Origin of the sequence: Cobetia marina (genome assembly GCF_001720485.1) — a bacterium.
GTDB lineage: Bacteria > Pseudomonadota > Gammaproteobacteria > Pseudomonadales > Halomonadaceae > Cobetia > Cobetia marina.
The window spans coordinates 140,318-165,902 of sequence record NZ_CP017114.1; the positions used below are offsets into that span (position 1 = coordinate 140,318).

General features: G+C 59.2%; 34 protein-coding genes. 33 read left to right on the top strand and 1 reads right to left on the bottom strand.

Annotated features, from left to right (window positions below):
* The first annotated feature begins 13 nt into the window (after positions 1-13).
* The 30 genes from fusA to rplQ all read left to right on the top strand — a co-directional run bounded on the left by fusA (position 14) and on the right by rplQ (position 17,200).
* Complete coding sequence (gene fusA / locus BFX80_RS00585; protein ID WP_065392571.1) at positions 14-2,131, top strand: elongation factor G; 2,118 nt, start codon at positions 14-16, stop codon at positions 2,129-2,131.
* A gap of 29 nt (positions 2,132-2,160) precedes the next feature.
* The gene (gene tuf, locus BFX80_RS00590; protein ID WP_065392570.1) at positions 2,161-3,354 is read left to right on the top strand and encodes an elongation factor Tu; all 1,194 of its coding nucleotides are present in this window, start codon (positions 2,161-2,163) and stop codon (positions 3,352-3,354) included.
* A gap of 147 nt (positions 3,355-3,501) precedes the next feature.
* On the top strand, positions 3,502-3,813 hold the full coding sequence (gene rpsJ / locus BFX80_RS00595; protein WP_024950650.1) for a 30S ribosomal protein S10: 312 nt from the start codon (positions 3,502-3,504) through the stop codon (positions 3,811-3,813).
* A 146-nt stretch (positions 3,814-3,959) separates the two neighbouring features.
* Complete coding sequence (rplC, locus tag BFX80_RS00600) at positions 3,960-4,598, top strand: 50S ribosomal protein L3 (RefSeq protein WP_065392569.1); 639 nt, start codon at positions 3,960-3,962, stop codon at positions 4,596-4,598.
* Positions 4,599-4,611: 13 nt separating this feature from the next.
* Positions 4,612-5,217, top strand: a complete 606-nt coding sequence (gene rplD, locus BFX80_RS00605) for a 50S ribosomal protein L4 (RefSeq protein WP_065392568.1) — start codon at positions 4,612-4,614, stop codon at positions 5,215-5,217.
* Positions 5,214-5,510: a 50S ribosomal protein L23 gene (rplW, locus tag BFX80_RS00610; protein WP_065392567.1), complete on the top strand. Its 297-nt coding sequence runs from the start codon at positions 5,214-5,216 to the stop codon at positions 5,508-5,510. The genes rplD and rplW overlap by 4 nt, the downstream gene beginning before the upstream one ends.
* A gap of 16 nt (positions 5,511-5,526) precedes the next feature.
* Positions 5,527-6,354, top strand: coding sequence for a 50S ribosomal protein L2 (gene rplB / locus BFX80_RS00615; protein WP_043334862.1), 828 nt, complete (start codon positions 5,527-5,529; stop codon positions 6,352-6,354).
* A gap of 22 nt (positions 6,355-6,376) precedes the next feature.
* A complete protein-coding gene (gene rpsS / locus BFX80_RS00620; RefSeq protein WP_024950655.1) occupies positions 6,377-6,652 on the top strand; it encodes a 30S ribosomal protein S19 in 276 nt (91 codons plus the stop codon).
* A gap of 19 nt (positions 6,653-6,671) precedes the next feature.
* Positions 6,672-7,004, top strand: coding sequence for a 50S ribosomal protein L22 (gene rplV / locus BFX80_RS00625; protein ID WP_043334859.1), 333 nt, complete (start codon positions 6,672-6,674; stop codon positions 7,002-7,004).
* Between the two features lie 10 nt (positions 7,005-7,014).
* Positions 7,015-7,707, top strand: a complete 693-nt coding sequence (gene rpsC / locus BFX80_RS00630) for a 30S ribosomal protein S3 (protein WP_043334856.1) — start codon at positions 7,015-7,017, stop codon at positions 7,705-7,707.
* An 11-nt stretch (positions 7,708-7,718) separates the two neighbouring features.
* Complete coding sequence (gene rplP, locus BFX80_RS00635) at positions 7,719-8,132, top strand: 50S ribosomal protein L16 (protein WP_043334854.1); 414 nt, start codon at positions 7,719-7,721, stop codon at positions 8,130-8,132.
* On the top strand, positions 8,132-8,323 hold the full coding sequence (rpmC, locus tag BFX80_RS00640) for a 50S ribosomal protein L29 (RefSeq protein ID WP_024950659.1): 192 nt from the start codon (positions 8,132-8,134) through the stop codon (positions 8,321-8,323). Before rplP ends, rpmC begins: the two co-directional genes overlap by 1 nt.
* A gap of 1 nt (position 8,324) precedes the next feature.
* Positions 8,325-8,585, top strand: coding sequence for a 30S ribosomal protein S17 (rpsQ, locus tag BFX80_RS00645; RefSeq protein WP_043334852.1), 261 nt, complete (start codon positions 8,325-8,327; stop codon positions 8,583-8,585).
* Positions 8,586-8,635: 50 nt separating this feature from the next.
* Complete coding sequence (gene rplN, locus BFX80_RS00650) at positions 8,636-9,007, top strand: 50S ribosomal protein L14 (protein WP_043334850.1); 372 nt, start codon at positions 8,636-8,638, stop codon at positions 9,005-9,007.
* Between the two features lie 15 nt (positions 9,008-9,022).
* On the top strand, positions 9,023-9,340 hold the full coding sequence (gene rplX / locus BFX80_RS00655) for a 50S ribosomal protein L24 (protein WP_043334846.1): 318 nt from the start codon (positions 9,023-9,025) through the stop codon (positions 9,338-9,340).
* A gap of 17 nt (positions 9,341-9,357) precedes the next feature.
* Positions 9,358-9,897: a 50S ribosomal protein L5 gene (gene rplE / locus BFX80_RS00660; RefSeq protein WP_065392566.1), complete on the top strand. Its 540-nt coding sequence runs from the start codon at positions 9,358-9,360 to the stop codon at positions 9,895-9,897.
* A gap of 9 nt (positions 9,898-9,906) precedes the next feature.
* Positions 9,907-10,212 (top strand): 30S ribosomal protein S14, encoded by a 306-nt coding sequence (rpsN, locus tag BFX80_RS00665; protein WP_043334842.1) that lies wholly within the window; start codon positions 9,907-9,909, stop codon positions 10,210-10,212.
* 32 nt (positions 10,213-10,244) lie between these two features.
* Entirely contained in the window at positions 10,245-10,637 is a 393-nt protein-coding gene (gene rpsH, locus BFX80_RS00670) for a 30S ribosomal protein S8 (RefSeq protein ID WP_065392565.1), read from the top strand.
* A gap of 9 nt (positions 10,638-10,646) precedes the next feature.
* Positions 10,647-11,177, top strand: a complete 531-nt coding sequence (gene rplF / locus BFX80_RS00675; RefSeq protein ID WP_065392564.1) for a 50S ribosomal protein L6 — start codon at positions 10,647-10,649, stop codon at positions 11,175-11,177.
* 9 nt (positions 11,178-11,186) lie between these two features.
* Complete coding sequence (rplR, locus tag BFX80_RS00680; RefSeq protein WP_024950667.1) at positions 11,187-11,537, top strand: 50S ribosomal protein L18; 351 nt, start codon at positions 11,187-11,189, stop codon at positions 11,535-11,537.
* A gap of 11 nt (positions 11,538-11,548) precedes the next feature.
* A complete protein-coding gene (gene rpsE, locus BFX80_RS00685) occupies positions 11,549-12,049 on the top strand; it encodes a 30S ribosomal protein S5 (protein WP_054556902.1) in 501 nt (166 codons plus the stop codon).
* Between the two features lie 6 nt (positions 12,050-12,055).
* Positions 12,056-12,238: a 50S ribosomal protein L30 gene (gene rpmD / locus BFX80_RS00690; RefSeq protein WP_024950669.1), complete on the top strand. Its 183-nt coding sequence runs from the start codon at positions 12,056-12,058 to the stop codon at positions 12,236-12,238.
* 3 nt (positions 12,239-12,241) lie between these two features.
* Positions 12,242-12,676, top strand: a complete 435-nt coding sequence (gene rplO / locus BFX80_RS00695; RefSeq protein WP_065392563.1) for a 50S ribosomal protein L15 — start codon at positions 12,242-12,244, stop codon at positions 12,674-12,676.
* Positions 12,677-14,011 carry a preprotein translocase subunit SecY gene (gene secY / locus BFX80_RS00700; protein WP_065392562.1) on the top strand — a complete coding sequence of 445 codons (1,335 nt, stop codon included), beginning with the start codon at positions 12,677-12,679 and terminating at the stop codon, positions 14,009-14,011.
* Positions 14,012-14,045: 34 nt separating this feature from the next.
* Positions 14,046-14,159, top strand: coding sequence for a 50S ribosomal protein L36 (rpmJ, locus tag BFX80_RS00705; RefSeq protein ID WP_077373351.1), 114 nt, complete (start codon positions 14,046-14,048; stop codon positions 14,157-14,159).
* A gap of 131 nt (positions 14,160-14,290) precedes the next feature.
* Positions 14,291-14,647: a 30S ribosomal protein S13 gene (gene rpsM / locus BFX80_RS00710; protein WP_024950672.1), complete on the top strand. Its 357-nt coding sequence runs from the start codon at positions 14,291-14,293 to the stop codon at positions 14,645-14,647.
* A gap of 30 nt (positions 14,648-14,677) precedes the next feature.
* On the top strand, positions 14,678-15,061 hold the full coding sequence (rpsK, locus tag BFX80_RS00715) for a 30S ribosomal protein S11 (protein ID WP_043334827.1): 384 nt from the start codon (positions 14,678-14,680) through the stop codon (positions 15,059-15,061).
* A gap of 12 nt (positions 15,062-15,073) precedes the next feature.
* Positions 15,074-15,694, top strand: coding sequence for a 30S ribosomal protein S4 (gene rpsD, locus BFX80_RS00720; protein WP_065392561.1), 621 nt, complete (start codon positions 15,074-15,076; stop codon positions 15,692-15,694).
* A gap of 74 nt (positions 15,695-15,768) precedes the next feature.
* Positions 15,769-16,767, top strand: a complete 999-nt coding sequence (locus BFX80_RS00725; RefSeq protein WP_065392560.1) for a DNA-directed RNA polymerase subunit alpha — start codon at positions 15,769-15,771, stop codon at positions 16,765-16,767.
* Positions 16,768-16,813: 46 nt separating this feature from the next.
* Positions 16,814-17,200 carry a 50S ribosomal protein L17 gene (gene rplQ, locus BFX80_RS00730; protein ID WP_065392559.1) on the top strand — a complete coding sequence of 129 codons (387 nt, stop codon included), beginning with the start codon at positions 16,814-16,816 and terminating at the stop codon, positions 17,198-17,200.
* A gap of 188 nt (positions 17,201-17,388) precedes the next feature.
* Here the strand turns inward: rplQ and uvrA are convergent, their stop codons facing one another.
* Entirely contained in the window at positions 17,389-20,319 is a 2,931-nt protein-coding gene (uvrA, locus tag BFX80_RS00735; protein WP_084207745.1) for an excinuclease ABC subunit UvrA, read from the bottom strand.
* A 205-nt stretch (positions 20,320-20,524) separates the two neighbouring features.
* Here uvrA and BFX80_RS00740 point away from each other — a divergent pair, with 205 nt between their 5' ends.
* The 3 genes from BFX80_RS00740 (at position 20,525) to BFX80_RS00750 (ending at position 25,537) form a co-directional block, all read left to right on the top strand.
* On the top strand, positions 20,525-21,940 hold the full coding sequence (locus BFX80_RS00740) for an MFS transporter (RefSeq protein WP_084207746.1): 1,416 nt from the start codon (positions 20,525-20,527) through the stop codon (positions 21,938-21,940).
* Between the two features lie 87 nt (positions 21,941-22,027).
* On the top strand, positions 22,028-22,669 hold the full coding sequence (locus BFX80_RS00745) for a single-stranded DNA-binding protein (RefSeq protein ID WP_077373360.1): 642 nt from the start codon (positions 22,028-22,030) through the stop codon (positions 22,667-22,669).
* Between the two features lie 363 nt (positions 22,670-23,032).
* The gene (locus BFX80_RS00750) at positions 23,033-25,537 is read left to right on the top strand and encodes a bifunctional diguanylate cyclase/phosphodiesterase (RefSeq protein WP_084207747.1); all 2,505 of its coding nucleotides are present in this window, start codon (positions 23,033-23,035) and stop codon (positions 25,535-25,537) included.
* Positions 25,538-25,585 lie beyond the last annotated feature (48 nt).

The following is a 25,585-nucleotide window of genomic DNA, read 5'->3' on the forward strand; positions in this document are numbered from 1 at the left end:
GGGGATACTCACCGTGGCACGCAAGACTCCACTTAAGCGTTACCGCAACATCGGTATCTGTGCCCACGTCGACGCCGGTAAGACTACCACTACCGAGCGCGTCCTGTTCTACACCGGCCTGTCCCACAAGGTCGGCGAAGTCCACGATGGTGCTGCCACCATGGACTGGATGGAGCAGGAACAGGAACGTGGCATCACGATCACCTCTGCGGCGACCACCTGCTTCTGGCAGGGCATGAACAAGCAGTTCGACGAGCACCGTATCAACATCATCGATACTCCGGGGCACGTTGACTTCACTGTTGAAGTCGAGCGTTCACTGCGTGTTCTCGATGGCGCGGTCGTGGTGCTGTGTGGTTCTTCCGGTGTCCAGCCGCAGACAGAGACTGTCTGGCGTCAGGCCAACCGTTACGAAGTTCCGCGCATGATCTTCGTCAACAAGATGGACCGCGCTGGCGCGGACTTCTTCATGGTCGTCGAACAGGTGCGCAAGCGCCTGGGCGCGAACGCCGTGCCGATCCAGATCAACTGGGGCGCGGAAGACGAGTTCAAGGGCGTCATCGACCTGATCAAGATGAAGGCGATCGTCTGGGACGAAGACAATCACGGCATGAACTATGAGCTGATCGACATTCCGGCTGAGCTGCAAGACACAGCTGCCGAATGGCGTGAGCACATGCTCGAGTCTGCTGCTGAAGCGTCCGAAGAACTGATGGACAAGTACCTTGAAGAAGGCGACCTGACCGAGGAAGAAGTCAAGGCTGCGCTGCGTCAGCGTACCCTGGCCAACGAAATCTGCCTCGTGACCTGTGGTTCTGCCTTCAAGAACAAGGGTGTCCAGGCGGTTCTGGATGCGGTCATCGAATACATGCCGTCTCCGCTTGAAGTCAAGGCCATCGAAGGTGAGCTTGACGACAAGGACGGTACCATCGAGACCCGCGAAGCTGACGACAAGGCTCCGTTCGCGGCGCTGGCGTTCAAGATCGCGACCGACCCGTTCGTGGGTACCCTGACCTTCATCCGCGTCTACTCGGGCGTGCTGAAGTCTGGCGATGGCGTCTTCAACTCCGTCAAGAGCAAGAAGGAGCGTGTCGGTCGTATCGTCCAGATGCACTCCAACTCTCGTGAGGAGATCAAGGAAGTCTATGCTGGCGATATCGCCGCATGTATCGGTCTGAAAGACGTGACCACCGGGGATACCCTGTGTGATCCGGACAACAAGATCGTGCTTGAGCGCATGGAATTCCCTGAGCCGGTCATCTCCGTCGCCGTCGAGCCGAAGTCCAAGGCCGACCAGGAAAAGATGGGTGTCGCACTGGGCAAGCTGGCCCAGGAAGATCCGTCCTTCCGCGTCGAGACCGACGAAGAGTCTGGTCAGACCATCATCTCCGGTATGGGTGAGCTTCACCTGGATATCCTCGTTGACCGCATGCGTCGCGAGTTCAATGTCGAGGCGAACATCGGCAAGCCGCAGGTGGCTTACCGTGAGACCATCCGCACCAAGGTCGAGCAGGAAGGCAAGTTCGTTCGTCAGTCCGGTGGTCGTGGTCAGTTCGGTCACGTCTGGCTTCGCATTGAGCCTCTGACTGCAGAGGACAAGGGCGACGACGAAGAAATGACCTTCAAGTTCGAGTCCGAGATCGTCGGTGGTGCGGTTCCGAAGGAATACGTGCCGGCCGTCGAGAAGGGTGCCGCTGAGCAGCTCAAGAATGGTGTCATCGCCGGTTATCCGATGATCGACGTCAAGGTCACGCTGTTCGATGGTTCCTACCACGACGTCGACTCCAACGAGACCGCGTTCAAGGTTGCCTCTTCCATGGCGATCAAGGCCGGTGCCCCGAAAGCGGGTGCAGTGCTGCTTGAGCCGCTCATGAAAGTCGAAGTCGTCACGCCTGAAGATTTCATGGGTGACGTCATGGGCGACCTGAACCGTCGTCGTGGCCTCGTTCAGGGCATGGATGATTCTTCCACTGGCAAGATCATCAATGCACTGGTGCCGCTGGGTGAGATGTTCGGTTATGCGACCGACCTGCGCTCACAGACCCAGGGCCGCGCAAGCTACTCCATGGAGTTTGCGAAATACGACGAAGCGCCGAACAGCATCGTCGAAGCCGTCATCAACCAGAAGTAACCGATTAGCTAACGAAAGAGGTTATAGCAGTGGCTAAGGAAAAATTTGAGCGTTCGAAGCCGCACGTCAACGTCGGCACCATTGGTCACGTCGATCACGGCAAGACCACTCTGACTGCGGCACTGACTCGTGTCTCTGCAGAAGTTTTCGGTGGTGACGCGCGTGCGTTTGACTCCATCGATAACGCCCCGGAAGAGCGTGAGCGTGGTATCACCATCTCCACCGCTCACGTGGAATACCAGTCCGAAGTGCGTCACTACGCGCACGTCGACTGCCCGGGTCACGCTGACTACGTCAAGAACATGATCACCGGTGCTGCCCAGATGGACGGCGCTATCCTGGTCTGTTCCGCAGCTGACGGCCCCATGCCGCAGACTCGCGAGCACATCCTGCTGTCCCGTCAGGTCGGCGTTCCGTTCATCGTTGTCTTCCTGAACAAGGCTGACATGGTCGATGACGAAGAACTGCTCGAGCTGGTCGAGATGGAAGTGCGCGAACTCCTGAGCGAGTACGACTTCCCGGGTGACGACACTCCGATCGTCATCGGTTCTGCTCTGATGGCTCTGGAAGGCAAGGACGACAACGGCATGGGTACTACCGCCGTTGCCAACCTGATCAAGGCCCTGGATGCGTACATCCCGGAGCCGGAGCGTGCTATCGACCAGCCGTTCCTGATGCCGATCGAAGACGTCTTCTCCATCTCTGGCCGTGGTACCGTCGTGACTGGCCGCATCGAGCGTGGTCTGGTCAAGACTGGCGAAGAGATCGAGATCATCGGCGTGCGTGACACCACCAAGACTACCGTTACCGGTGTCGAGATGTTCCGCAAGCTGCTGGACGAAGGTCGTGCTGGTGAGAACGTTGGCGCTCTGCTGCGTGGCACCAAGCGTGATGACGTCGAGCGTGGTCAGGTTCTGGCCAAGCCGGGCTCCATCAAGCCGCACACCAAGTTCGAAGCAGAAGTCTACGTTCTGTCCAAGGAAGAAGGCGGTCGTCACACTCCGTTCTTCAAGGGCTATCGTCCGCAGTTCTACTTCCGTACCACTGACATCACTGGTACCTGTGAGCTGCCGGAAGGCGTCGAGATGGTCATGCCGGGCGACAACGTCCAGATGGTCGTGTCTCTGATCGCTCCGATCGCCATGGAAGATGGTCTGCGCTTCGCTATCCGTGAAGGCGGTCGTACCGTCGGCGCTGGCGTCGTGGCCAAGATTGTCGAGTAAGGTTCTCCTTACCTGACACAGAAGGGGGCCCTGTTGGGCCCCCTTTTCTCGCATGTTTGACACCTGATGTCAGTCTGCCTATAATGCGCATCCTTTGAATGCGTGGGTGACGGCCTACGCCGTCGACATCCATTGGAGTTTTGGGCAATGCAAAACCAGAAGATTCGCATCCGGTTGAAAGCATTCGACCACCGTCTGATCGACCAGTCCTCTGCAGAGATCGTTGAAACTGCAAAGCGTACCGGTGCTCAGGTTCGTGGCCCGATCCCGCTGCCGACCCGTCGCGAGCGTTACACCATCCTGGTATCTCCGCACGTCAACAAGGACGCGCGTGACCAGTATGAGATTCGTACCCACAAGCGCGTTCTCGACATCGTCGAGCCGACAGAGAAGACTGTCGACGCGCTGATGAAGCTTGACCTGGCCGCCGGTGTGGACGTCCAGATCAAGGTTGACTGATACCTCACTAGTCACTGCGGCCCAGCGCTCTCAATGATGGAGCAGCAGCCGCCACGCCGGGATGGCGTCATACAATGTGCTAGTGGAATGCTCTGGAAAGGGCAGCCATAGCGGGTGACAGCCCCGTACACTAAAGGAGACTGAACATGTCTATCGGTTTAGTCGGTAAGAAGGCCGGGATGACCCGCGTCTTCACCGAAGCTGGCGCATCCGTGCCGGTTACCGTGATTGAAGTTGAGCCGAACCGCATCGTGACCATCAAGTCCGTCGAGACTGATGGCTACAATGCGATTCAGGTGACAACTGGTTCCCGCAAGGCCAAGCACCTCACCAAGGCAACTGCTGGTCAGTATGCCAAGGCGGGTGTTGAGGCTGGTCGTTCCCTGATGGAGTTCCGCCTGGAAGAAGGCGATGAAGCTCCTGCAGTGGGCGGCGAACTCACCGTATCCCTCTTTGAAGCTGGTCAGAAGATTGACGTGACTGGCACCTCCAAGGGTAAAGGTTTCCAGGGCGCAGTTAAGCGCTGGAACTTCCGCACCCAAGACGCTACCCACGGTAACTCACTGTCGCACCGCGCGCCGGGTTCCATCGGTAACTGTCAGACCCCGGGCCGCGTCTTCAAAGGTAAGAAGATGGCTGGCCAGATGGGCAACGTCCGTTCCACCGTCCAGAGCCTGGAAGTGGTCCGCGTCGACGCTGAGCGCAATCTTCTGTTGGTCAAGGGTGCCGTTCCAGGTGCTCCGGGCGGCGAAGTGATCGTGCGTTCCGCTGTGAAAGCTCGCTGAGGGGAATTAACCGATGAATCTTAATCTTGCAGGTGCAGGCGGCGCAGTAGACGTCTCCGATGCTACCTTTGGTAAGGACTTCAACGAGGCTCTGGTTCACCAGGTCGTCACCGCCTATCTGGCTGGTGCGCGTCAGGGTACCGTGGCTCAGAAGACCCGTTCTGACGTGTCCGGCGGTGGCAAGAAGCCGTGGCGTCAGAAAGGTACTGGCCGCGCTCGTGCCGGTACCATCCGTTCCCCGCTGTGGCGTTCTGGCGGTGTGACCTTTGCAGCACGTCCTCAGGACCACTCGCACAAGGTCAACCGCAAGATGTATCGCGCTGCCATGCGTTCCATCCTGTCCGAGCTGGTCCGTCAGGATCGCCTGGTCGCGGTCGACGCAATCACTGTCGATGCTCCGAAGACCAAGCTGCTGATCGCCAAGCTCCAGGAACTGGGCCTTGAGAAAGCGCTGATCGTCACAGAAGAGCAGGACGTCAATCTGTACCTGGCTGCGCGCAACATCCCGTATGTTGACGTCGTCAATGTCGCTGGCGCTGACCCGGTCAGCCTCGTCGGTTACGACAAGGTGCTGATGACTGTCGCTGCCCTGCGCAAGTTCGAGGAGAACCTGGGATGAATCAGGAACGCGTATTCAAGGTCCTGCTTGGTCCTCACATGACCGAGAAGGCCGCGGTCGCTGCCGAGAACAACCAGTACGTGTTCAAGGTTGCCAGCGACGCGACAAAGCCCGAAATCAAGAAAGCCGTCGAAGAGCTGTTTGGCAAGAAAGTCGATCGTGTTCAGGTTCTGAACATGAAAGGCAAGACCAAGCGCACCGCTCGCGGTGTTGGTCGTCGCGCTGGTTATCGCAAGGCCTATGTAACTCTGGCCGCCGGCGAGACCATCGAAGACTTCTCTGGCGCCGAGTAAGGCAGGAGTACGGAACATGGCAATTGTTAAGACAAAACCTACCTCCGCCGGTCGCCGCCACCTGGTAAAAGTCGTCAATGACGAACTTTTCAAAGGTCGCGCGTACGCTCCGCTGCTTGAAAAGCAGTCAAAGTCCGGTGGTCGTAACAATAATGGTCGCATCACTACTCGCCACATCGGCGGTGGTCATCGTCACCATTACCGTCTGGTCGACTTCAAGCGCAACAAGGATGGCATTCCGGCCATCGTCGAGCGCCTGGAATACGATCCGAACCGTAGCGCGAACATCGCGCTGGTGAAGTACCTCGACGGCGAACGTCGCTACATCATTGCACCGAAAGGTGTCTCTGCTGGCGACCGTCTCGAGTCCGGTGTCAACGCACCGATCAAGAAAGGCAACGCTCTGCCGCTGCGCAATGTCCCGGTGGGTTCCACCGTTCACTGTGTAGAGCTGAAGCCGGGCAAGGGCGCTCAGATCGCTCGTAGTGCAGGTACCAGTGCCCAGGTCGTGGCACGTGACGGTAACTACACCACGTTGCGTCTGCGCTCTGGCGAGATGCGTAAGGTGCTGTCCGAATGCCGTGCAACACTCGGCGAAGTGGGCAACTCCGAGCACAGCCTCCGTCAACTGGGCAAGGCCGGTGCTAAGCGTTGGAGAGGCGTGCGCCCGACCGTTCGCGGTGTCGCGATGAACCCTGTCGATCACCCGCATGGTGGTGGTGAAGGTCGTACCTCTGGTGGCCGTCATCCGGTCAGCCCGTGGGGCGTCCCGACCAAGGGTCACAAGACTCGCAAGAACAAGCGCACCGATAAGCTTATCGTCCGTCGCCGCAAGGCCAAGTAACAGATATTGAGAGGTAACGGCTGTGCCACGTTCACTGAAGAAAGGTCCATTTATTGACCTTCATCTGCTGAAGAAGGTTGAGACAGCAGTGGAAAAGAACGACCGCAAACCGATCAAGACCTGGTCGCGTCGTTCCATGATCCTGCCGAACATGGTCGGGCTCACCATTGCCGTCCATAACGGTCGCCAGCATGTCCCGGTTCTCGTTTCTGAGGAAATGGTCGGTCACAAGCTCGGCGAGTTTGCTGCCACCCGCACATACCGCGGGCACGCTGCAGATAAAAAAGCCAAACGGTAAGCCAGAGAGGATTTAAGAGATGGAAGTAGCTGCTAAGCTGCGCGGCGCTCGTTTATCCGCCCAGAAGGCCCGTTTGGTGGCTGACCAGGTGCGCGGTAAGCCGGTCGCCGAGGCGCTGAATCTGCTCGCTTTCTCACCGAAGAAGGCCGCGAAGATTGTTCGCAAGGTTCTGCAGTCCGCGATCGCGAATGCGGAAGAAAACAACGGCATGGACATTGACGAGCTTCGCGTCTCGACTATCTGTGTCGACGAGGGCATGACGCTCAAGCGCATCCAGCCACGTGCCAAAGGCCGTGCGGATCGCATCTTGAAGCGCACTTGTCATATCACCGTCAAGGTAGCCGAGAAGTAGGAGACGACCAATGGGTCAGAAAGTTAATCCGACAGGTTTCCGACTGGGTATTGTCAAGGATCATACCTCTGTCTGGTACGCCGAAGGCGCTACCTATGCCGACAAACTGAACAACGATCTGCAGGTGCGTGGATTCCTGGAAGAGCGTCTGAAAAGCGCTTCCGTGAGCCGCATCAGCATCGAGCGTCCGGCAAACAACGCCCGTATTACCATTCACACTGCCCGTCCGGGTATCGTGATCGGTAAGAAAGGTGAAGATGTCGATCGCCTTCGTCGTGAAGTTTCCGAGATGATGGGCGTTCCCGTCCACATCAACATCGAGGAGATTCGCAAGCCGGAACTCGATGCCAAGCTGGTCGCTGCCAATGTGGCAGGTCAGCTCGAGCGTCGTGTCATGTTCCGTCGTGCGATGAAGCGTGCTGTGCAGAACGCAATGCGTCTGGGCGCCAAGGGCATCAAGATTCAGCTCTCCGGTCGTCTCGGCGGTGCCGAAATCGCCCGTACCGAATGGTACCGCGAAGGCCGCGTTCCGCTTCACACCCTGCGTGCTGACATTGATTACTCCACCTTCGAAGCTCACACCACCTACGGCATCATTGGTGTCAAGGTCTGGATCTTCAAAGGCGAGATCCTCGGTGGCATCGAAGAGGTGCGAGCCAAGGCGAAGCAGCCCGCGTCCGCACCCAAGAAGAAAGGCAAGTAAGGGGGTAATCGATGTTACAGCCCAAGCGTATGAAATTCCGCAAGATGCAGAAAGGTCGCAATCGTGGCCTGGCGCATCGCGGAAGCAAGGTAAGCTTTGGTGAGTTTGGCCTGAAAGCCACCGGCCGTGGTCGTATCACCGCTCGTCAGATCGAAGCTGGCCGTCGTGCCATCACTCGTCACGTCAAGCGTGGCGGTAAGATCTGGATCCGCGTCTTCCCAGACAAGCCGATTTCCAACAAGCCGTTGGAAGTTCGTATGGGTAAAGGTAAGGGTTCTGTCGAGTACTGGGTCGCACAGATCCAGCCCGGCAAGGTCCTTTACGAGATCGAAGGTGTATCCGAAGAGCTGGCCCGTGAAGCATTCAGTCTGGCCGCTATGAAGATGCCGATCTCCACCACCTTTGTTAAGCGGACGGTGATGTGATGAAAGCCCAAGAACTCCGTGAAAAGTCAGTCGAGGCGCTCCAGGAGCAGTTGTTCGAACTGCTGCGTGAGCAATTCAATCTGCGCATGCAGAAGGCTACCGGTCAGCTGAGCCAGGTTCACCTGCTCAAGCAGACTCGTCGCCAAATTGCTCAGGTTAAGACTGTGCTCAACCAGAAGTCAGGTGAGTAAAATGGCCGAAGAAACTAAAGCACGCACACTCACCGGCAAGGTGGTGAGTGACAAGATGGAAAAATCCATCGTTGTCATGGTCGAGCGCCGTGAGCGTCACCCGATCTATGGCAAGTACCTGAGACGCTCCACCAAGCTGCACGCCCATGATGAGGCGAATCAGGCTCGGATCGGTGACACCGTCTCTATCGCCGAGACTCGTCCGCTGTCCAAGAAGAAAGCCTGGACCCTGGTCGAGGTGGTTGAACAGGCCAAGGGTTGATCCCTAGGCCAGTTCCCACCAGGCAGTCAGATTAGGTTTGGAGAAAACCGATGATTCAGACTCAGACAATGCTGGATGTCGCCGACAACAGTGGCGCGCGCCGGGTGCAATGCATCAAGGTGCTGGGTGGTTCACACCGCCGTTACGCTCGTGTTGGAGACATCATCAAGGTCACCGTCAAAGAAGCTATCCCGCGTGGCAAGGTCAAGAAAGGCCAAGTCATGAAGGCAGTGGTCGTTCGTACCAAAGCCGGTGTCCGTCGTAATGACGGTTCCGTGATCCGCTTCGACGGTAATGCGGCCGTTCTGTTGAATAACACCAACGAACAGCCGATCGGTACCCGTATCTTCGGCCCGGTTACCCGTGAACTTCGCAGTGAGAAGTTCATGAAGATCATTTCCCTGGCGCCCGAAGTGCTGTAAGGAGCGGAAGCGGATATGCAAAAGATCAAACGTGACGATGAAGTCATCGTCATCGCCGGGAAGGACAAGGGCAAGCGCGGTACCATCAGCAAGGTGCTGAAAGGTGAGCGTCTGCTAGTGTCCGGTGTGAACATGATCAAGCGTCACACCAAGCCCAACCCGATGCTGGGCACCCAGGGGGGTATCGTCGAGCGCGAGGCTCCGATTCACGCGTCCAACGTGGCCATCTTCAACCAGGAGACCGGCAAGGCGGATCGTGTCGGTATCCAGGTTCAGGAAGACGGTACTAAGGTACGCATCTTTAAGTCGACTCAGAAGCTGATCGACGCCTAACGCGAGTCGGGTACAACATGGCGAACTTGAAAGAACGTTATCAGAACGAAGTGGCCGCCCAGCTTAAAGAGCAGTTCGGCTACGCCAACGTGATGCAGGTGCCGCGTATCACCAAGGTGACCCTGAACATGGGCATCGGTGAAGCCACCGCTGACAAGAAGCTGATCGACAACGCGTTTGCCGATCTCCAGATGCTGTCTGGTCAGAAGCCGATCATCACCAAGGCACGCAAGTCCATCGCTGGCTTCAAGGTCCGCGAAGGATGGCCGATCGGTGTCAAGGTGACCCTGCGCAGCGATCGTATGTGGGACTTCCTGGACCGTCTCGTGAACGTGGCTATCCCGCGCGTTCGTGACTTCCGCGGTCTGAACCCGAAGTCCTTCGATGGCCGTGGAAACTACTCCATGGGTGTGCGTGAGCAGATCATCTTCCCGGAGATCGAGTATGATAAGATCGACCGGATTCGTGGCCTGGACATCACCATCACCACTAGCGCCAACACCGATGATGAAGGTCGTGCGTTGCTGGGCGCGCTGAACTTCCCGTTCAAGAAATAAGGGTGGATCATGGCAAAGAAAAGCATGGTTGAGCGTGAGCTCAAGCGCACCAAGCTGGTCGCAAAGTACGCCGCCAAGCGCGACGCACTGAAGACCATCATCAATGACGTCAACGCTTCTGAAGAAGAGCGCTTCGACGCACAGCTGAAACTGCAGCAGCTGCCGCGTGATGCCAGCCCGGTCCGTCAGCGTAACCGCTGCCGTATCACTGGCCGTCCGCACGGCTACTACAACAAGTTCGGCCTGAGCCGCAACAAGCTGCGTGAAGCCGCTATGCGTGGTGACGTGCCTGGTCTGACCAAGTCCAGCTGGTAACACCACTGCAAGAATTCAGGAGCGCAACGTAAATGAGCATGCAAGACACTCTGGCGGATATGTTCACTCGTATCCGCAATGCGCAGATGGCCACCAAGGAGACGGTTACCATGCCGTCTTCCAAGCTCAAGGTTGAAGTGGCCCGCGTATTGAAGGAAGAGGGTTACATTTCCGAGTTTGCTGTCGCAGAAGGCGCGAAGCCGGAACTGACCGTGACCCTCAAGTACTTTGAAGGCAAGGCGGTTATCGAGAACATCAAGCGTGTTTCCAAGCCGTCCCTGCGCCAGTACAAAGGCAAGGGCGAGCTGCCGAAAGTCGCAGATGGCCTGGGTATTGCGATCGTTTCCACCTCCCGGGGCGTGATGACCGATCGTGCGGCCCGTCAAGCTGGTGTCGGCGGCGAAGTCCTCTGCACCGTATTCTAGGAGTTTGGAATGTCCCGCGTAGCCAAGTATCCGGTTAAATTGCCGAACGGCGTCGAGGCAAAACTCGATGGCGACAAGCTGACCGTGAAGGGCAGCAATGGCCAGCTGGAACTGACCGTCCACCAGGACGTGGTCATCAACCTGGAAGAAGGTCAGATGACCTTCGCCCCGGCTGAGACTGCCAAGAACTGGGCAATGGTTGGTACCACACGTGCTCTGGTCAACAACATGGTGTCTGGTGTTTCCGAAGGCTTCACAAAGTCTCTGGAAATCAATGGTGTGGGTTATCGTGCCCAGGCCAAAGGCCAGACAATCAACCTGACACTGGGCTTCTCACACCCGGTCGACTATGAACTGCCGGCAAGTGTTACGGCTGAAACGCCGAAGAACACTCAGATCGTCCTGAAATCTGCTGACAAGCAGGCTTTGGGTCAGGTCGCCGCAGAGATTCGCGCGTTCCGTCCGCCGGAGCCCTACAAGGGCAAAGGTATTCGGTACAGCGACGAAGTCGTCCGTCGTAAAGAAGCCAAGAAGAAGTAAGGCAGGGTTATGAACGCGAAGAAAGAATCTCGTCTCCGTCGTGCCCGCCGCGCTCGTGCGAAAATCCGCGAGCTGGGCGTGTTTCGCCTGTGCGTGAACCGCACCCCGCGTCACATCTACGCGCAGATCATCTCGCCGGATGGCGGCCAGGTCCTGGCCACCGCATCCACGCTCGACAAGAGCCTGCGCGAAGGTTCTACCGGTAACTCGGACTCCGCCGCCAAGGTGGGTGCTCTGATTGCCGAGCGCGCGAAGGAAGCGGGTATCAAGCAAGTGGCTTTCGATCGCTCCGGGTACAAGTACCACGGTCGCGTGAAGGCCCTGGCCGATGCCGCACGTGAAGGCGGCCTGGAATTCTAAAGGGTTTTACGATGGCGAATATCGAACAGAAGGGCGGTGACCTGCAAGAGAAGCTCGTGCAGATCAACCGCGTCGCCAAGGTAGTCAAGGGCGGCCGTATCTTCGGTTTCACCGCTCTGACTGTCGTTGGTGACGGCAATGGTCGTGTTGGCTTCGGTCGTGGCAAGGCGCGTGAAGTGCCGGTCGCGATCCAGAAGGCAATGGACCAAGCTCGTCGCAACATGATCAAGGTTGACCTGAAGGGCCACACCCTGCAGTACCCGGTGAAGGCTCGTCACGGCGCATCCAAGATCTACATGCAGCCAGCATCCGAAGGTACCGGCATCATTGCCGGCGGTGCGATGCGTTCCGTGCTCGAACTGGCAGGCGTCCATGACGTCCTGGCCAAGTGCTACGGTTCCACCAATCCGGTCAACGTGGTGCGCGCGACCATCAACGGTCTCGCTGCCATGAAATCTCCGGAAGACATCGCCGCCAAGCGTGGCCTGTCTGTCGACAAGATTGCGGGGTAAGGCACCATGGCAGCTAAGATCACGGTAACCCAGATCCGCAGCACCATCGGCGTCCTCGAAAAGCACAAGGCCACCATGAAAGGCCTTGGGCTGCGTCGCATCGGTCACACTGTCGAGCTGGAAGACACCCCCGCGGTACGCGGCATGATCAACAAGGTTCATTACCTTGTCCGTGTTGAGGGAGAGTAATCCATGAAATTGAATACCCTGAGTCCGGCCCCGGGCTCCAAGCACGCTGCAAAGCGTGTCGGTCGTGGTATCGGCTCCGGTCTTGGTAAGACCGGCGGTCGTGGCCACAAGGGCCAGAAGTCCCGTTCCGGTGGCAGCGTCAAGCCGGGCTTCGAAGGCGGTCAGATGCCTATGCAGCGTCGCCTGCCGAAGTTTGGTTTCACTTCCGCGAAATCTCTGGTTTCCGAAGAAGTGCGCCTGAGCGAGCTGGCACTGGTAGACGGTGATATCGTCGACCTCGAAACGCTGAAGAAGGCCAACGTGCTTCGTGATTCCACGAAGTTCGCGAAGGTCATGCTCTCCGGCGAACTGGACAAGGCAGTCACGGTCCGCGGCATCAAGGTCACCAAGGGTGCCCGTGCTGCGATCGAAGCTGCCGGTGGCAAGGTAGAGGACTAAATGGCTAAGTCAGGAAACGTACCGGCGATGCAGGGAAGTGGGTTGAGCGAACTCTGGGCGCGTTTGCGCTTCGTGTTCATCGCCATCGTGGTGTACCGAATCGGTGCACACATCCCCGTTCCCGGTATCAATCCTGACCAGCTTGCTGCCTTGTTCAGGGAAAACCAGGGCACCATCCTGAGCATGTTCAACATGTTCTCCGGTGGTGCACTGGAGCGAATGAGTATCTTCGCGTTGGGCATCATGCCCTACATATCCGCGTCGATCATCATGCAGCTCCTGACGGTGGTCTCGCCTCAGCTAGAGCAGTTGAAGAAGGAAGGTGAGGCCGGTCGTCGCAAGATCAGCCAGTACACGCGCTACGGCACGGTCGTACTGGCCCTGGTCCAATCGATCGGCATGGCAGTCGGACTGGTCGGAAACGGTGTCGCCTATTCCGCTGACTTCAGCTTCTACTTCACCGCCGTGAGTACGTTCGTGGCTGGTGCAGTGTTCCTGATGTGGCTGGGAGAGCAGATCACCGAGAAGGGTATCGGCAACGGGATCTCACTGATCATCTTTGCTGGTATTGTCGCCGGGCTGCCGAGTGCCATCGGCCAGTCTTTCGAACTGGCGCGCAATGATGGTGCCTGGAATGTGCTTCCGCTGCTGGCGCTGACGCTGCTCGCAGTCGTTACCGTTGCCTTTGTGGTGTTCATCGAACGCGGTCAACGCCGCATCACGGTGAACTATCCGCGCCGTCAGGTGGGCAACAAGATGTATGCCGGTCAGAGCAGCTACTTGCCGATGAAGGTCAACATGGCCGGGGTCATCCCGCCGATCTTCGCGTCAAGCATCCTGCTGTTCCCTGCATCGATGGGCCAATGGTTTGGCCAGAGTGAAAGCATGCAATGGTTGCAGACGGCTTCTCAGGCTCTCGGGCCGGGCCAGCCACTGTACATCTTGCTTTTCGCTGCCGCTGTAGTATTCTTCTGCTTCTTCTACACGGCGCTGGTCTTCAATCCCAAGGATGTTGCTGACAACCTCAAGAAGTCAGGAGCTTTCCTGCCGGGGATTCGCCCAGGCGAACAGACGGCCCGTTACATCGATAAGGTGATGACTCGCCTGACGCTGTTCGGCGCCCTCTACATCACCCTCGTCTCCCTGATGCCGCAATTCCTCGTTGTCGCCTGGCAGGTTCCGTTCTATTTCGGCGGTACCTCTCTGCTCATCGTGGTTGTGGTGGTCATGGACTTCATGGCCCAGGTGCAGTCGCATCTGATGTCAAATCAGTATGCGTCGGTGATGAAGAAGGCCAACCTCAAAGGCTATGGCAGCGGTGGCATGATGCGCTGATTGCGCAGCCCCTGTTAGCAAACTGGAGAGAACGATGAAAGTTCGAGCTTCCGTCAAGAAAATTTGCCGTAACTGCAAGATCATTCGGCGTCGTGGCGCAGTGCGGGTCATCTGCACTGAGCCGCGCCACAAGCAGCGTCAGGGTTAATCCCTCGACCCCGCTTAGCTGAATACAAGCTCGGGTGCTGGCATACCCCCTTGTTCCCAACGGGATCAAGGGGTATGCTATTGCGCCCTTTGTGGATGTAAAATCCGCCGCTAACCTTTCGGAGAAAACTGATGGCCCGTATTGCTGGCGTCAATATCCCGGACAACAAGCACGCGGCGATCTCGCTGACTTATATCTTCGGGATTGGCCGTACGCGTGCACAGCAGATCTGCGCCGCTCTCGGTTTAGAACCGAGCGTCAAGATCGCTGATCTGTCTGTTGAACAACTGGACCTGGTTCGTGCCGAGGTGGGTAAGTACACCGTCGAAGGCGACCTGCGTCGTGAGATCACGCTGAACATCAAGCGTCTCATGGACCTCGGTTGCTATCGTGGCCTGCGCCATCGTCGTGGTCTTCCGTTGCGCGGTCAGCGCACCAAGACCAACGCACGTACACGCAAAGGTCCGCGTAAACCGATTCGCAAGTAAACGAACTGGCGTTTAGACAGGAAACATCTAATGGCTAACCCGAGTAAGCGCAAGAAGGTTAAAAAGCAGGTAGTGGATGCCATCGCGCATATCCATGCCTCTTTTAACAACACTATCGTGACGATCACAGACCGCCAGGGCAATGCTCTCTCCTGGGCAACTGCCGGTGGTTCGGGTTTTCGTGGTTCTCGCAAGAGCACCCCGTTCGCTGCGCAAGTCGCAAGTGAACGTGCAGCGACCGCTGCAGCCGAATATGGTGTGAAGAACGTCGACGTGCTGGTCAAGGGCCCGGGCCCGGGTCGTGAGTCCGCCGTGCGTGCTCTCAATGCCGCAGGCTTCCGCGTGCAAAGCATCACCGACGTGACCCCCATCCCGCATAATGGGTGCCGTCCGCCGAAGAAACGCCGCGTTTAAGGAGACAGACTCATGGCTCGTTATATTGGACCGAAGTGCAAACTGTCTCGTCGTGAAGGCACCGACCTCTTCCTGAAGAGTGGCGTGACTCCGTTCGAGAAGAAGTGCAAATCCGAACAACCCCCGGGTGTTCATGGCCAGCGCCGTCAACGTCTTTCAGACTACGGCCTGCAGTTGCGTGAAAAGCAGAAGGTTCGTCGCATGTACGGCGTTCTGGAAAAGCAATTCCGCAATTACTACAAAGAAGCCGCTCGCGTGAAAGGCGCGACTGGTGAGGTTCTGCTCCAGCTCCTCGAGGCTCGCCTCGACAACGTCGTCTACCGCATGGGCTTCGGCTCCACGCGTTCCGAGGCACGTCAGCTGGTCAGCCACAAGGCGATCGCCGTGAACGGCCGTACCGTCAACGTCGCTTCCTTCAATGTGAAGGCCGGTGATGTGGTTACCGTTCGTGAGAAGGCCAAGAACCAGGCTCGCATCCAGCAGTCTCTGGCACTCGCTGCCAACCGCGGTGATGTCTCCTGGGTCGACGTCGACTCCAAGAAGATGGAAGGCACTTTCAAGGCTGTCCCCGAGCGTGGCGACCTGTCTGCCGATATCAACGAAAACCTGATCGTCGAGCTGTACTCCAAGTAATGTGATGCCGGGCTGATTCGTCGGCCCGGCTGGAGTACCCAGATTATCCGTTTGGCAGCCTTAAAGGTGTTCTTATGCAGCGCTCAGTGACAGAGTTTCTCCGTCCTCGCGATATCAAGGTCGAGGAAGTCAGCGCCCATCATGCGCGGATCGTCCTCGAGCCCTTCGAGCGTGGTTTCGGCCACACCCTGGGGAATGCTCTGCGTCGCATCCTGCTGTCTTCCATGCCCGGCTGTGCCGTCGTGGAAGCTGAGATCGAAGGCGTTCTGCACGAGTACAGCGCCATTGAAGGGGTACAGGAGGATGTCATCGAAATCCTGCTGAACCTCAAGGACGTGGCCATCAAGATGCATGGTCGCGACGAAGCTGTGCTGGCGCTGAACAAGAAGGGCCCGGGCATCGTGACTGCTGGCGACATCGCCGGTGACCATGATCTCGAAATCGTAAATCCGGATCACGTCATCGCTCACCTGAATGATGGTGGCGAGCTGAAGATGCAACTCAAGATCGCTCGTGGCCGCGGCTACGAACCGGCTGACGCGCGTCTCTCTGCAGATGACGAATCACGTGCCATTGGCCGTCTCCAGCTGGATGCGACCTTCACGCCGGTTCGCCGGGTCTCCTATGCTGTCGAGGCGGCGCGTGTTGAACAGCGCACCAACCTTGACAAGCTGGTGATTGACCTGGAAACCGACGGCACGCTGGATCCGGAAGAAGCGATCCGCCGCTCCGCAACCATCTTGCAGGAGCAGCTGGCCGCCTTCGTTGATCTGGAAGCAGACAAGGAACAGGAAGTCGAAGAAGAGGAAGATCAAATCGATCCGATCCTTCTCCGTCCCGTAGACGATCTTGAGCTGACCGTTCGCAGTGCGAACTGTCTCAAGGCCGAGAATATCTATTACATCGGTGATCTCATTCAGCGCACCGAAGTTGAGCTGCTGAAGACCCCGAATCTCGGCAAGAAGTCCTTGAATGAAATCAAGGACGTGCTGTCCGCGCGTGGTCTGTCCCTCGGCATGCGGTTGGAAAACTGGCCGCCCGCAAGCCTGAAGGACGACAAGGCTTCCGCTTAAGGAAGCCCGGTCGGCTCAAGCCCCAGACTGGTAAGGAATCACAACCATGCGTCATCGTAAGAGTGGTCGTCACCTGAACCGTACCAGCTCTCACCGTGAAGCCATGTTCAAGAACATGTGCATCTCTCTGGTAGAGCACGAAGTCATCAAGACTACCCTGCCGAAAGCCAAGGAACTGCGTCGTCATATCGAGCCGCTGATCACCCTGGCCAAGCAGGATTCCGTTGCGAACCGTCGTTTGGCGTTCTCTCGTACCGGTTCCAAGGAAGCGGTCGGCAAGCTCTTCAATGAGCTCGGCCCGCGCTACACCACCCGTCCGGGCGGTTACCTGCGCATCCTGAAGTGTGGCTATCGTGCCGGTGACAATGCCCCGATGGCATTCGTCGAGCTGGTCGATCGTCCGGCTGCCTCCGAGGCAGCGGGCGAAGAGTAAGCTTCGGCTTGCTTCGTCCACAAGAAAAGGCCAACCCTTCGGGGTTGGCCTTTTTTTATGCCTGATAGACAGGCCTGTCGGTTGGGCAGCCCATGCGGCCAGGCGTCATGGGCAAGCCCTGACTCGTCACGTTCCGCAAGGAAACGGTACGAAGGAGTCAGGGGTGTCGCTGGGGCACCTGACGAAGGTCAGTTGCTGGTTTCTGCCTTCTTCTTGCTGCCGGGCTTCCCGCCATTGGACGGCTTGCTGTCCGCTGACGTGTCTTGAGCGCCTGTCTTGGCGTTGGAGGCTCTCTGGCGCTTCAGCAGCGGTGCCAGGAAGCGACCGGTATGCGAGACCTCCTGCGTTGCCAGTTGCTCCGGTGTCCCCTCGGCGATGATCTGCCCCCCGCCTGAGCCGCCTTCCGGACCCAGATCGATCAGCCAGTCAGCGGTCTTGATCACATCCAGGTTGTGCTCGATGACGACGACGGTGTTGCCGTGATCGCGCAGGCGGTGCAGGACCACCAGCAGTTGTCGGATATCCTCGAAGTGCAGGCCGGTGGTCGGTTCATCGAGGATGTAGAGCGTCTTGCCGGTATCGCGCTTGGCCAGCTCGCGCGCCAGCTTGACGCGTTGGGCTTCCCCGCCGGAGAGCGTGGTCGCGCTCTGGCCGAGGCGAACGTAGGACAGGCCGACATCCATCAGTGTCTGCAGTCGACGCGCGATGGCGGGCACCGGTGAGAAGAACTCCAGTGCCTCCTCGATGGTCATCTCCAGCACTTCATGGATGTTCTTGCCCTTGTACTGGACCTCGAGCGTCTCACGATTGTAGCGCTTGCCCTTGCAGACATCGCAGGGCACGTACATGTCAGGCAGGAAGTGCATCTCGACCTTGATCAGGCCATCGCCCTGACAGGCTTCGCAGCGCCCACCCTTGACGTTGAAGCTGAAGCGGCCCGGCTTGTAGCCGCGCGCGCGCGCTTCCTGGGTCCCGGAGAACAGCTCGCGGATCGGCGTGAAGATCCCGGTATAGGTGGCGGGGTTGGAGCGAGGTGTACGCCCGATGGGGCTCTGATCGATGTCCACCATCTTGTCGAACAGATCCAGTCCCTCGATCTTGCCGTAGGGCGCCGGGGTCAGCGTGGTCGCACGATTGAGCTCACGGGCGGCCAGCGGCATCAGCGTGGCGTTGATCAGTGTCGACTTGCCTGAGCCGGAGACGCCGGTGATGCAGGTCAGCAGGCCTGTCGGCAGCGTCAGCGTCACGTTCTGCAGGTTGTTGCCGGTGGCACCTGTCAGGCGCAGCACCTTTTCGGGATTGGCGGGCAGGCGATAGGGCGGCACGGCGATCTCACGCTCGCCACTCAGGTACTGTCCGGTCAATGAGCCGGGCGTCGCCTCGATCTGCGCCGGGGTGCCCTGGGCGACGATCTCGCCGCCGTGCACGCCGGCGCCTGGGCCGATATCGAGTACGTGGTCCGCGGCACGGATGGCATCTTCATCATGCTCGACCACGATCACGGTGTTGCCCAGATCACGCAGGTGAACCAGTGTCTTGAGCAGGCGATCATTGTCACGCTGATGCAGGCCGATGGAGGGCTCATCGAGGATGTACATCACGCCGACCAGGCCGGCGCCGATCTGGCTGGCAAGACGGATGCGCTGTGCCTCACCCCCGGAAAGGGTGTCGGCGCTGCGCTCCAGCGTCAGATAGTCGAGGCCGACATTGACGAGGAACTCGAGGCGCGCCTGGATCTCGTTGACGATCTTGGCAGCGATCTCGCCCTTGCGCCCGGGCAGGCTCAGCTTGCCGAACTCTTCCCACGCTTCGCCGATCGGCTGGCGCACGACCTCGGCGAGGGTGCGATTGTCGACGTAGACATTGCGTGCCTCGCGGCGCAGACGCGAGCCATCGCAGCTCGGGCAGGGTTGAACGGCCAGATAGCGGGCGAGATCCTCGCGCACCATGTTGGATTCGGTCTCACGGTAGCGCCGCTCCATGTTGGGCAGTACGCCCTCGAAGGGATGTTCGCGCGTCACCTTGCGGCCGCGGTCATTGACGTAGCTGAACGCGATGTCCTCACGTCCGCTGCCATTGAGCACGGCATCACGCGCTTCATCACTGAGTGATTCCCAGGCGGCTTCCAGAGCGAAACCATAGTGCTCGGCGACGGACTGCAGCTGGCTGAAGTAATAGACGCTGCGACGGTCCCAGCCCTTGATCACGCCCTCGGCCAGCGACAGCTCCGGATGGCTGATCAGCTTCTCCGGGTCGAAGTATTGCTTCACCCCGAGACCGTCACAGGTCGGGCAGGCGCCAGCCGGGTTGTTGAAGGAGAACAGGCGTGGCTCCAGCTCGGCCAGGGCATAGCCACACACCGGGCAGGCGAAGCGCGAGGAGAACACCAGGTCTTCCTGTTCGCCATCCATGAAGTGCAGCCGTGCGCTGCCATCGGCCAGGTTCAGTGCGGTCTCGAAGGACTCGGCCAGACGCTGCTTGAGGTCCTCGCGCACCTTGAAGCGATCAACGACGACGTCGATATCATGCTTCTTGTTCTTCTCCAGCGGCTTGAGGTCATCCAGCTCGACGATGAGGCCATCGATACGCGCGCGGACGAAGCCCTGGGCGCGCAGCTCGGAAAGCAGTTGCAGGTGCTCGCCCTTGCGCCCGCTGACTACCGGTGCCAGCAGCATCAGCTTGCTGCCCTCGGGCAGGGCCAGCGCCTGATCGACCATCTGCGAGATAGTCTGGGCTTCCAGATCGATGTCGTGGTCCGGGCAACGCGGCGTCCCGGCGCGAGCGTACAGAAGGCGCAGGTAGTCGTAGATCTCGGTAATGGTACCGACGGTGGAGCGGGGGTTGTGCGATGTCGATTTCTGCTCGATGGAAATCGCCGGTGACAGACCCTCGATGTGGTCGATATCCGGTTTTTCCATCATCGACAGAAACTGGCGAGCATAGGTGGACAGTGATTCGACGTAGCGCCGCTGTCCCTCGGCATAGAGTGTGTCAAAGGCAAGTGACGACTTGCCGGAACCGGAGAGCCCGGTCACCACGATCAGCTTGTCACGCGGCAGTTCGACATCGATGTTCTTGAGGTTGTGGGTGCGCGCACCCCTGACCTGAATCCTGTCCATTGCCACCTCGGGCTGCGTCGATAAAAGCAACGATTATAAGGCGCGGGCGAAACGCCCGGCAAAGGCTGCATGCTTTCAAAGCCGACAGGCGAGCCTTAGAATGTGCAGTCCATCGGTGATCAGCACCCATGGAGTCTACTCTCTGGCGACCCGCGTGGTCGGCCTCCCTTTCTTGACTGTCCTGCTCCGGAGCCCGCCGCCATCCATGAAGACCTCTCGACTGCTAGCGCCGGAACGTCGCGCCATCGTCGGCCTTGCCAGCCTGTATGCCACCCGCATGCTCGGGCTGTTCATGGTGTTGCCGGTGCTGGCGCTCTACACCCGTGATCTGGCTGGCGCGACGCCGACGCTGGTCGGCGTCGCGTTGGGCGGGTATGGCCTGACCCAGGCACTGCTGCAGATCCCCTTCGGCTGGTTGTCCGATCGCCTCGGGCGCAAGGCCGTGATCGGCTTCGGACTCGGGCTGTTCATCCTTGGCTCGTTGGTCGCGGCAAATGCCGACAGCATCGAGATGATCATCCTTGGTCGTTGCCTGCAGGGCAGCGGTGCCGTGGCAGGTGCGATCATGGCGCTGCTGGCCGATCAGACGCGAGAGGAGGTGCGCACGATGGCGATGGCCTCCATCGGCATGTCGATCGGCGTCGCCTTCGCGCTGGCGATGGTCGCGGGACCCCTGACCGCGGATGCGTTCGGACTTTCGGGCGTCTTCTGGCTGACGGCCATCATGGCCGTGGCGAGCGTGTTCGTACTCTGGAAACTGGTGCCTGCTGCACCCAGGCGTCAGCATCAAGATGTGGGGCTTGATCGTCGCCAGCTCAAGGGCATTCTTGCGAATTCCGCATTGTTGCGCATGGATGTGTCGATCTTTGCGCTGCACATGATCCTCACGGCCTGTTTCGTGGCCATCCCGCAGCAGCTGGTCAACTTCGGCATCGCGCCCGCCCATCATGGCTGGGTCTATCTGCCCTTGATGGGCCTGGCGTTTGTCGCCATGCTTCCGCTGGTCATCGTGGCCGAGAAGTACCGCCGCATGAAGCCGGTCTTCCTGGGCGCCGTGGCGACCATCGCGACAAGCCTGTTGCTGCTGGGGGTGGATGGCATCGAGCACGCAGGTCTCGTGCCCTTCCTTGGCCTGCTGTGGCTGTTCTTCGTGGCCTTCAATCTGCTGGAAGCCACCTTGCCGTCGATGATCTCCAAGCTGGCGCCGGCCGGTGCCAAGGGCACCGCGATGGGGGTGTATTCGACCAGCCAGTTCCTCGGTGCCTTCGTGGGGGGTGTCGGCGGCGGCTGGCTGACGGGCCATTTCGGGCTGAGTGGCGTCTTCTTCGGCATGGGGTTGCTGGCGCTGCTGTGGCTGGCTGTGGTCTGGAACATGCAGCCGCCGCGACATCTTGGCAGTGAAGTGGTCGGCCTGTCGCCAGAAGCCGCGAGGCTTCCGGCCGTCGAGTTGCAGACGCGCCTGCTGGCCATTGCCGGCGTGGAAGAAGCTCTGGTCGTGCGTGAGGAACAGGTCGCCTATCTGAAGGTCACACGCGATACACTGGATGACAAGGCGCTGGCGACTTTCACTCGTCAGCGTGATGGCGAAACTCCGGCAGGTGCCGAGGCACCTGCCAGCTGAACCCTGACACTGGCAGATCACTGTCAGTGCACTCGATACCTTCGCCGGTGCCTGATGTGCACCGGTCTATTTTCAGGAGTAATCTTCATGGCTCGCGGCGTAAACAAGGTCATTCTGATCGGTAATCTCGGTCAGGATCCGGAAGTCCGTTTCACTCCGTCCGGTAGTGCGGTGTGCAACCTCAACCTCGCCACCACGGATACCTGGAATGACCGTCAGAGCGGTCAGCGTCAGGAACGTACCGAATGGCACCGTGTGGTGATGTTCAACAAGCTGGCGGAAATCGCTCAGCAATACGTCAAGAAAGGCTCACGCCTCTATATCGAAGGTCGTCTGCAGACGCGCAAGTGGCAGGATCAGAACGGCAACGACCGCTACAGCACCGAAATCGTCGCCAATGACATGCAGATGCTGGATACCCGTGGTGAAGGCGGCGGCGGTGGCGGCTTCAGTGGCGGCGGTCGTCCCCAGCAGGCACCTCAGCAAGGTGGTCAGTATGGTGGCCAGCAGCAGGCCGCGGCAGCTCCGCAGCAGGGTGGCCAGTTCGGCGGCCAGCCGCCGGCACCGCAGCAGGGTGGCAACTTCGGTGGTCAGCCGCCGGCCCCGCACACTCCGCCTCCGGCTCAGCAGCCCGCTCATCAGCCTCCTCAGCAGAACTCGCAGAACAACAATTTCGGCGCGCCGCCGGCTGGCAGCTTTGACGATTTCGATGATGAGATTCCGTTCTGATCATCAGCTCCATGGTCATCCATATTGTCTTGAACCCCCGCTCAGCGGGGGTTTTTCGTTTCTGGAGGCAAAGGAAACCTCTCGAGGTATCGAGGGTGCTGCGTGAGAGGGCGGGGAGGTTTTCAGGCATTCCCCCTCCATCTGCCAGGATATCGGCCGATACATCCAAAGTCGCTCTGCGAGCGTAAGGGAGGAAGCCCCGAGTCCGATGATCGGGCCATCACGCTGTCGTCTCGCTTGAGGACACTGAGCGTGGAGGAAAAAATCAGGCAGTTCCGTACCTTGCAGGTAAACTATCGTTTCAAGTGTATGTCCACTTTCAGCTCGTTCCCCTTGGCAGGCCCCCGATGATTGAGGTCATTCATGCATGGTAGCTATTCCCCCTCACTGGTATTGCTTTCCATTCTGGTCGCGGTACTGGCATCTCATGCTGCCTTGCAGCTGATTCGGCAGGTCGCGCTGTCGGTGTCGCGTGCCAGTCGCCTGGGGTGGCTGCTGGGTGGGGCTCTGGCGATGGGCCTGGGCATCTGGTCAATGCATTTCATCGGCATGCTGGCCTATGACATCGGTACGTCGGTCACCTATGAGTGGGGCTTGACGCTACTCTCGATGATGGTGGCCGTGCTCTCTTCCGGACTGGCGCTGTGGGCCAACACGCTGTCGCGCTTGACGCTGCCATGGCTGTTTGGCAGCGGAGCGGTGATGGGGGGCGGGATCGCTTCGATGCACTATCTCGGCATGGCGGCGATGCAGATGCCGATGGCGTATCGCTACGATGCCCCGTTGTTGGGACTGTCGATTCTGGTGGCCGTCATCGCCTCGACGGCTGCGCTTTGGCTTGGAGGGCTCTTTCTGCATCAACGCCGCCCGCGTCGCAGTTATCAGGCCCTTGCTGCGTTGCTGATGGGGGGAGCGATCGCAGGGATGCACTATCTGGGCATGGCGGCGATGGAAGTGGTGCCTGACTCGGTGATGCCGGCTCCCCCGCTTCGTTCGGGGGGAGGGCAGCATGTCTGGCTGGCAGTGATACTCGGGGTTGCCTCACTGGCCGTGCTGGGACTGACGTTGCTGGCGCTGAAGGCAGAAAGTCGTGTGCGGCGCAGTCGACACTATCGGGCGCGGTTGAGCGGTCTGCTGGAGTACCGCACCCGGGAATTGCGTCACGAACGGGATCAGGTGACCGTGATGCTGGATTCCATCGATGAAGGGGTGATCAGCCTTGATCGGGAGGGAATGATCCGCCACATCAATCCCATCGCGGCAGAATTGTGTGGCTGGGATCCCGCGCTGGCCCGGGGCCGCCCCTGGGCGCGCATTCTGCAATTGCGCCATGAGGGCTCCCTCCACATGATGGATACCCACCTGGATGTCGTGCTCAGCCGCGGGGAGGTCGTGCACATGGCGAACCAGACCCTGCTGGTCGCCAGGGATGGCAGTGAGTGTGCGATAGAGCTCAAGGCGTCTCCGGTACGCGCTCGCAATGATGAGGTGGAAGGTGCCGTGCTGGTCTTCCGTGACATCAGTTATCGCCAGGCGATGATTCGTCGGCTCGATTTCCAGGCCCATCATGACAGTCTGACGGGGCTGCAGAACCGCAGTGCCTTCGATGATGCTCTGGGGGCCTCGCTGGAAGACGGCGATCTGCATCAATTGCTGTATCTGGATCTCGACTTCTTCAAGGTCATCAACGACACCTGCGGTCATGCAGCGGGGGATACCGTGCTGCGCGAGATTGCGCATCTGATGCGCGAGCAGATCCGGGATTCTGATGTGCTCGCCCGTCTGGGAGGCGATGAATTCGCGGTCATCCTCTACCGATGCAATCGTGAACAGGCACTGGAGCGCGCCTCGAGACTCTGCTCGACCATCGCGGATTATCGTTATCTCGAGGATGGGCGTCAGTTCCAGCTGGGTGTCAGCATCGGCCTGGCGTCCATCACGGGGAGTGCACCGGCCACGGAAGTGCTGCGTCAGGCCGACGCGGCCTGTTACATGGCCAAGCAGAATGGTCGCAACCAGGTGCATGCCTATCACGAGGAAGATGCCGGGCTCGAGCGTGCCCAGCGCGAGCTCCAATGGTTGCCTCTGTTGCAGGAAGCGCTGGAGAAACGCTTCTTCACGCTCTATATCCAGCCGATTGAATCGTTGTGCCGCCCTTCCAGTGGGCCTTACTACGAAGTATTGCTGCGCTACGTCAATGCCGAGGGCGAGCATATGACCCCGGCCCACTTCATGGGCACTGCCGAGCGCTTCGGGCTGATGCCTGCCATTGATGTCTGGGTCGTCACTGAAGCGCTGCAGGTACTGAAATCCAATGACGGGCGCATTGAAGAAGACGCCATCCTGGCCATCAATCTCTCGGGGCAAAGCCTGAGTGACATGCCATTGCGCGATCAGCTGATCACCATGATCGAGGAGAGTGGCGTGGCGCCTGAGCGATTGTGCTTCGAGATCACCGAGACGGCCGCCATCAGCAATCTGGCGCAAGCACGCGAATTCATTCGTGGCATTCGTCGCCTTGGCTGCAGCTTCTCGCTGGACGATTTCGGCAGCGGAATGTCCTCTTTCGCCTATCTCAAGGAGTTGCCCGTCAATCAGCTCAAGATCGATGGCGCCTTCGTGCGCAATCTGACCCGTGACAGCCTGGACGCTGCCATCGTCTCGGCCATCTGCCGCATCTGTGCCCAGATGGGCATCGTCACCATCGCCGAATACGTGGAGCGACGTGAGTTGCTGCCGGCACTTGAGCAGATCGGTGTCGATCTCGTTCAGGGCTATGGTATCGGTCGCCCCCAGCCGCTGGGAGGGGTGCTGCTCACCTCTGGTCCCCGGCGCGACAACGGGCCTGCAGCCAGCCTGCAAGGTTGATAGAATGTCGCCTTTGCATCGGCACGCTTCGTGCCGATGCGTCTGTTT

Coding starts and splice junctions, on each gene's coding strand:
- rpmJ (WP_077373351.1), top strand. CDS start 14,046: ATGAAAGTTCGAGCTTCCGTCAAGAAAATTTGCCGTAACTGCAAGATC.
- rpsM (WP_024950672.1), top strand. CDS start 14,291: ATGGCCCGTATTGCTGGCGTCAATATCCCGGACAACAAGCACGCGGCG.
- rpmC (WP_024950659.1), top strand. CDS start 8,132: ATGAAAGCCCAAGAACTCCGTGAAAAGTCAGTCGAGGCGCTCCAGGAG.
- rplD (WP_065392568.1), top strand. CDS start 4,612: ATGAATCTTAATCTTGCAGGTGCAGGCGGCGCAGTAGACGTCTCCGAT.
- rpsC (WP_043334856.1), top strand. CDS start 7,015: ATGGGTCAGAAAGTTAATCCGACAGGTTTCCGACTGGGTATTGTCAAG.
- rplO (WP_065392563.1), top strand. CDS start 12,242: ATGAAATTGAATACCCTGAGTCCGGCCCCGGGCTCCAAGCACGCTGCA.
- rplE (WP_065392566.1), top strand. CDS start 9,358: ATGGCGAACTTGAAAGAACGTTATCAGAACGAAGTGGCCGCCCAGCTT.
- rplN (WP_043334850.1), top strand. CDS start 8,636: ATGATTCAGACTCAGACAATGCTGGATGTCGCCGACAACAGTGGCGCG.
- rplC (WP_065392569.1), top strand. CDS start 3,960: ATGTCTATCGGTTTAGTCGGTAAGAAGGCCGGGATGACCCGCGTCTTC.
- rplV (WP_043334859.1), top strand. CDS start 6,672: ATGGAAGTAGCTGCTAAGCTGCGCGGCGCTCGTTTATCCGCCCAGAAG.
- rplB (WP_043334862.1), top strand. CDS start 5,527: ATGGCAATTGTTAAGACAAAACCTACCTCCGCCGGTCGCCGCCACCTG.
- BFX80_RS00750 (WP_084207747.1), top strand. CDS start 23,033: ATGCATGGTAGCTATTCCCCCTCACTGGTATTGCTTTCCATTCTGGTC.
- rpsN (WP_043334842.1), top strand. CDS start 9,907: ATGGCAAAGAAAAGCATGGTTGAGCGTGAGCTCAAGCGCACCAAGCTG.
- rplW (WP_065392567.1), top strand. CDS start 5,214: ATGAATCAGGAACGCGTATTCAAGGTCCTGCTTGGTCCTCACATGACC.
- rplQ (WP_065392559.1), top strand. CDS start 16,814: ATGCGTCATCGTAAGAGTGGTCGTCACCTGAACCGTACCAGCTCTCAC.
- rpsD (WP_065392561.1), top strand. CDS start 15,074: ATGGCTCGTTATATTGGACCGAAGTGCAAACTGTCTCGTCGTGAAGGC.
- rplR (WP_024950667.1), top strand. CDS start 11,187: ATGAACGCGAAGAAAGAATCTCGTCTCCGTCGTGCCCGCCGCGCTCGT.
- rplP (WP_043334854.1), top strand. CDS start 7,719: ATGTTACAGCCCAAGCGTATGAAATTCCGCAAGATGCAGAAAGGTCGC.
- rpmD (WP_024950669.1), top strand. CDS start 12,056: ATGGCAGCTAAGATCACGGTAACCCAGATCCGCAGCACCATCGGCGTC.
- rpsQ (WP_043334852.1), top strand. CDS start 8,325: ATGGCCGAAGAAACTAAAGCACGCACACTCACCGGCAAGGTGGTGAGT.
- rpsH (WP_065392565.1), top strand. CDS start 10,245: ATGAGCATGCAAGACACTCTGGCGGATATGTTCACTCGTATCCGCAAT.
- rplF (WP_065392564.1), top strand. CDS start 10,647: ATGTCCCGCGTAGCCAAGTATCCGGTTAAATTGCCGAACGGCGTCGAG.
- rpsE (WP_054556902.1), top strand. CDS start 11,549: ATGGCGAATATCGAACAGAAGGGCGGTGACCTGCAAGAGAAGCTCGTG.
- BFX80_RS00725 (WP_065392560.1), top strand. CDS start 15,769: ATGCAGCGCTCAGTGACAGAGTTTCTCCGTCCTCGCGATATCAAGGTC.
- rpsK (WP_043334827.1), top strand. CDS start 14,678: ATGGCTAACCCGAGTAAGCGCAAGAAGGTTAAAAAGCAGGTAGTGGAT.
- BFX80_RS00740 (WP_084207746.1), top strand. CDS start 20,525: ATGAAGACCTCTCGACTGCTAGCGCCGGAACGTCGCGCCATCGTCGGC.
- secY (WP_065392562.1), top strand. CDS start 12,677: ATGGCTAAGTCAGGAAACGTACCGGCGATGCAGGGAAGTGGGTTGAGC.
- rpsJ (WP_024950650.1), top strand. CDS start 3,502: ATGCAAAACCAGAAGATTCGCATCCGGTTGAAAGCATTCGACCACCGT.
- BFX80_RS00745 (WP_077373360.1), top strand. CDS start 22,028: ATGGCTCGCGGCGTAAACAAGGTCATTCTGATCGGTAATCTCGGTCAG.
- rplX (WP_043334846.1), top strand. CDS start 9,023: ATGCAAAAGATCAAACGTGACGATGAAGTCATCGTCATCGCCGGGAAG.
- uvrA (WP_084207745.1), bottom strand. CDS start 20,319: ATGGACAGGATTCAGGTCAGGGGTGCGCGCACCCACAACCTCAAGAAC.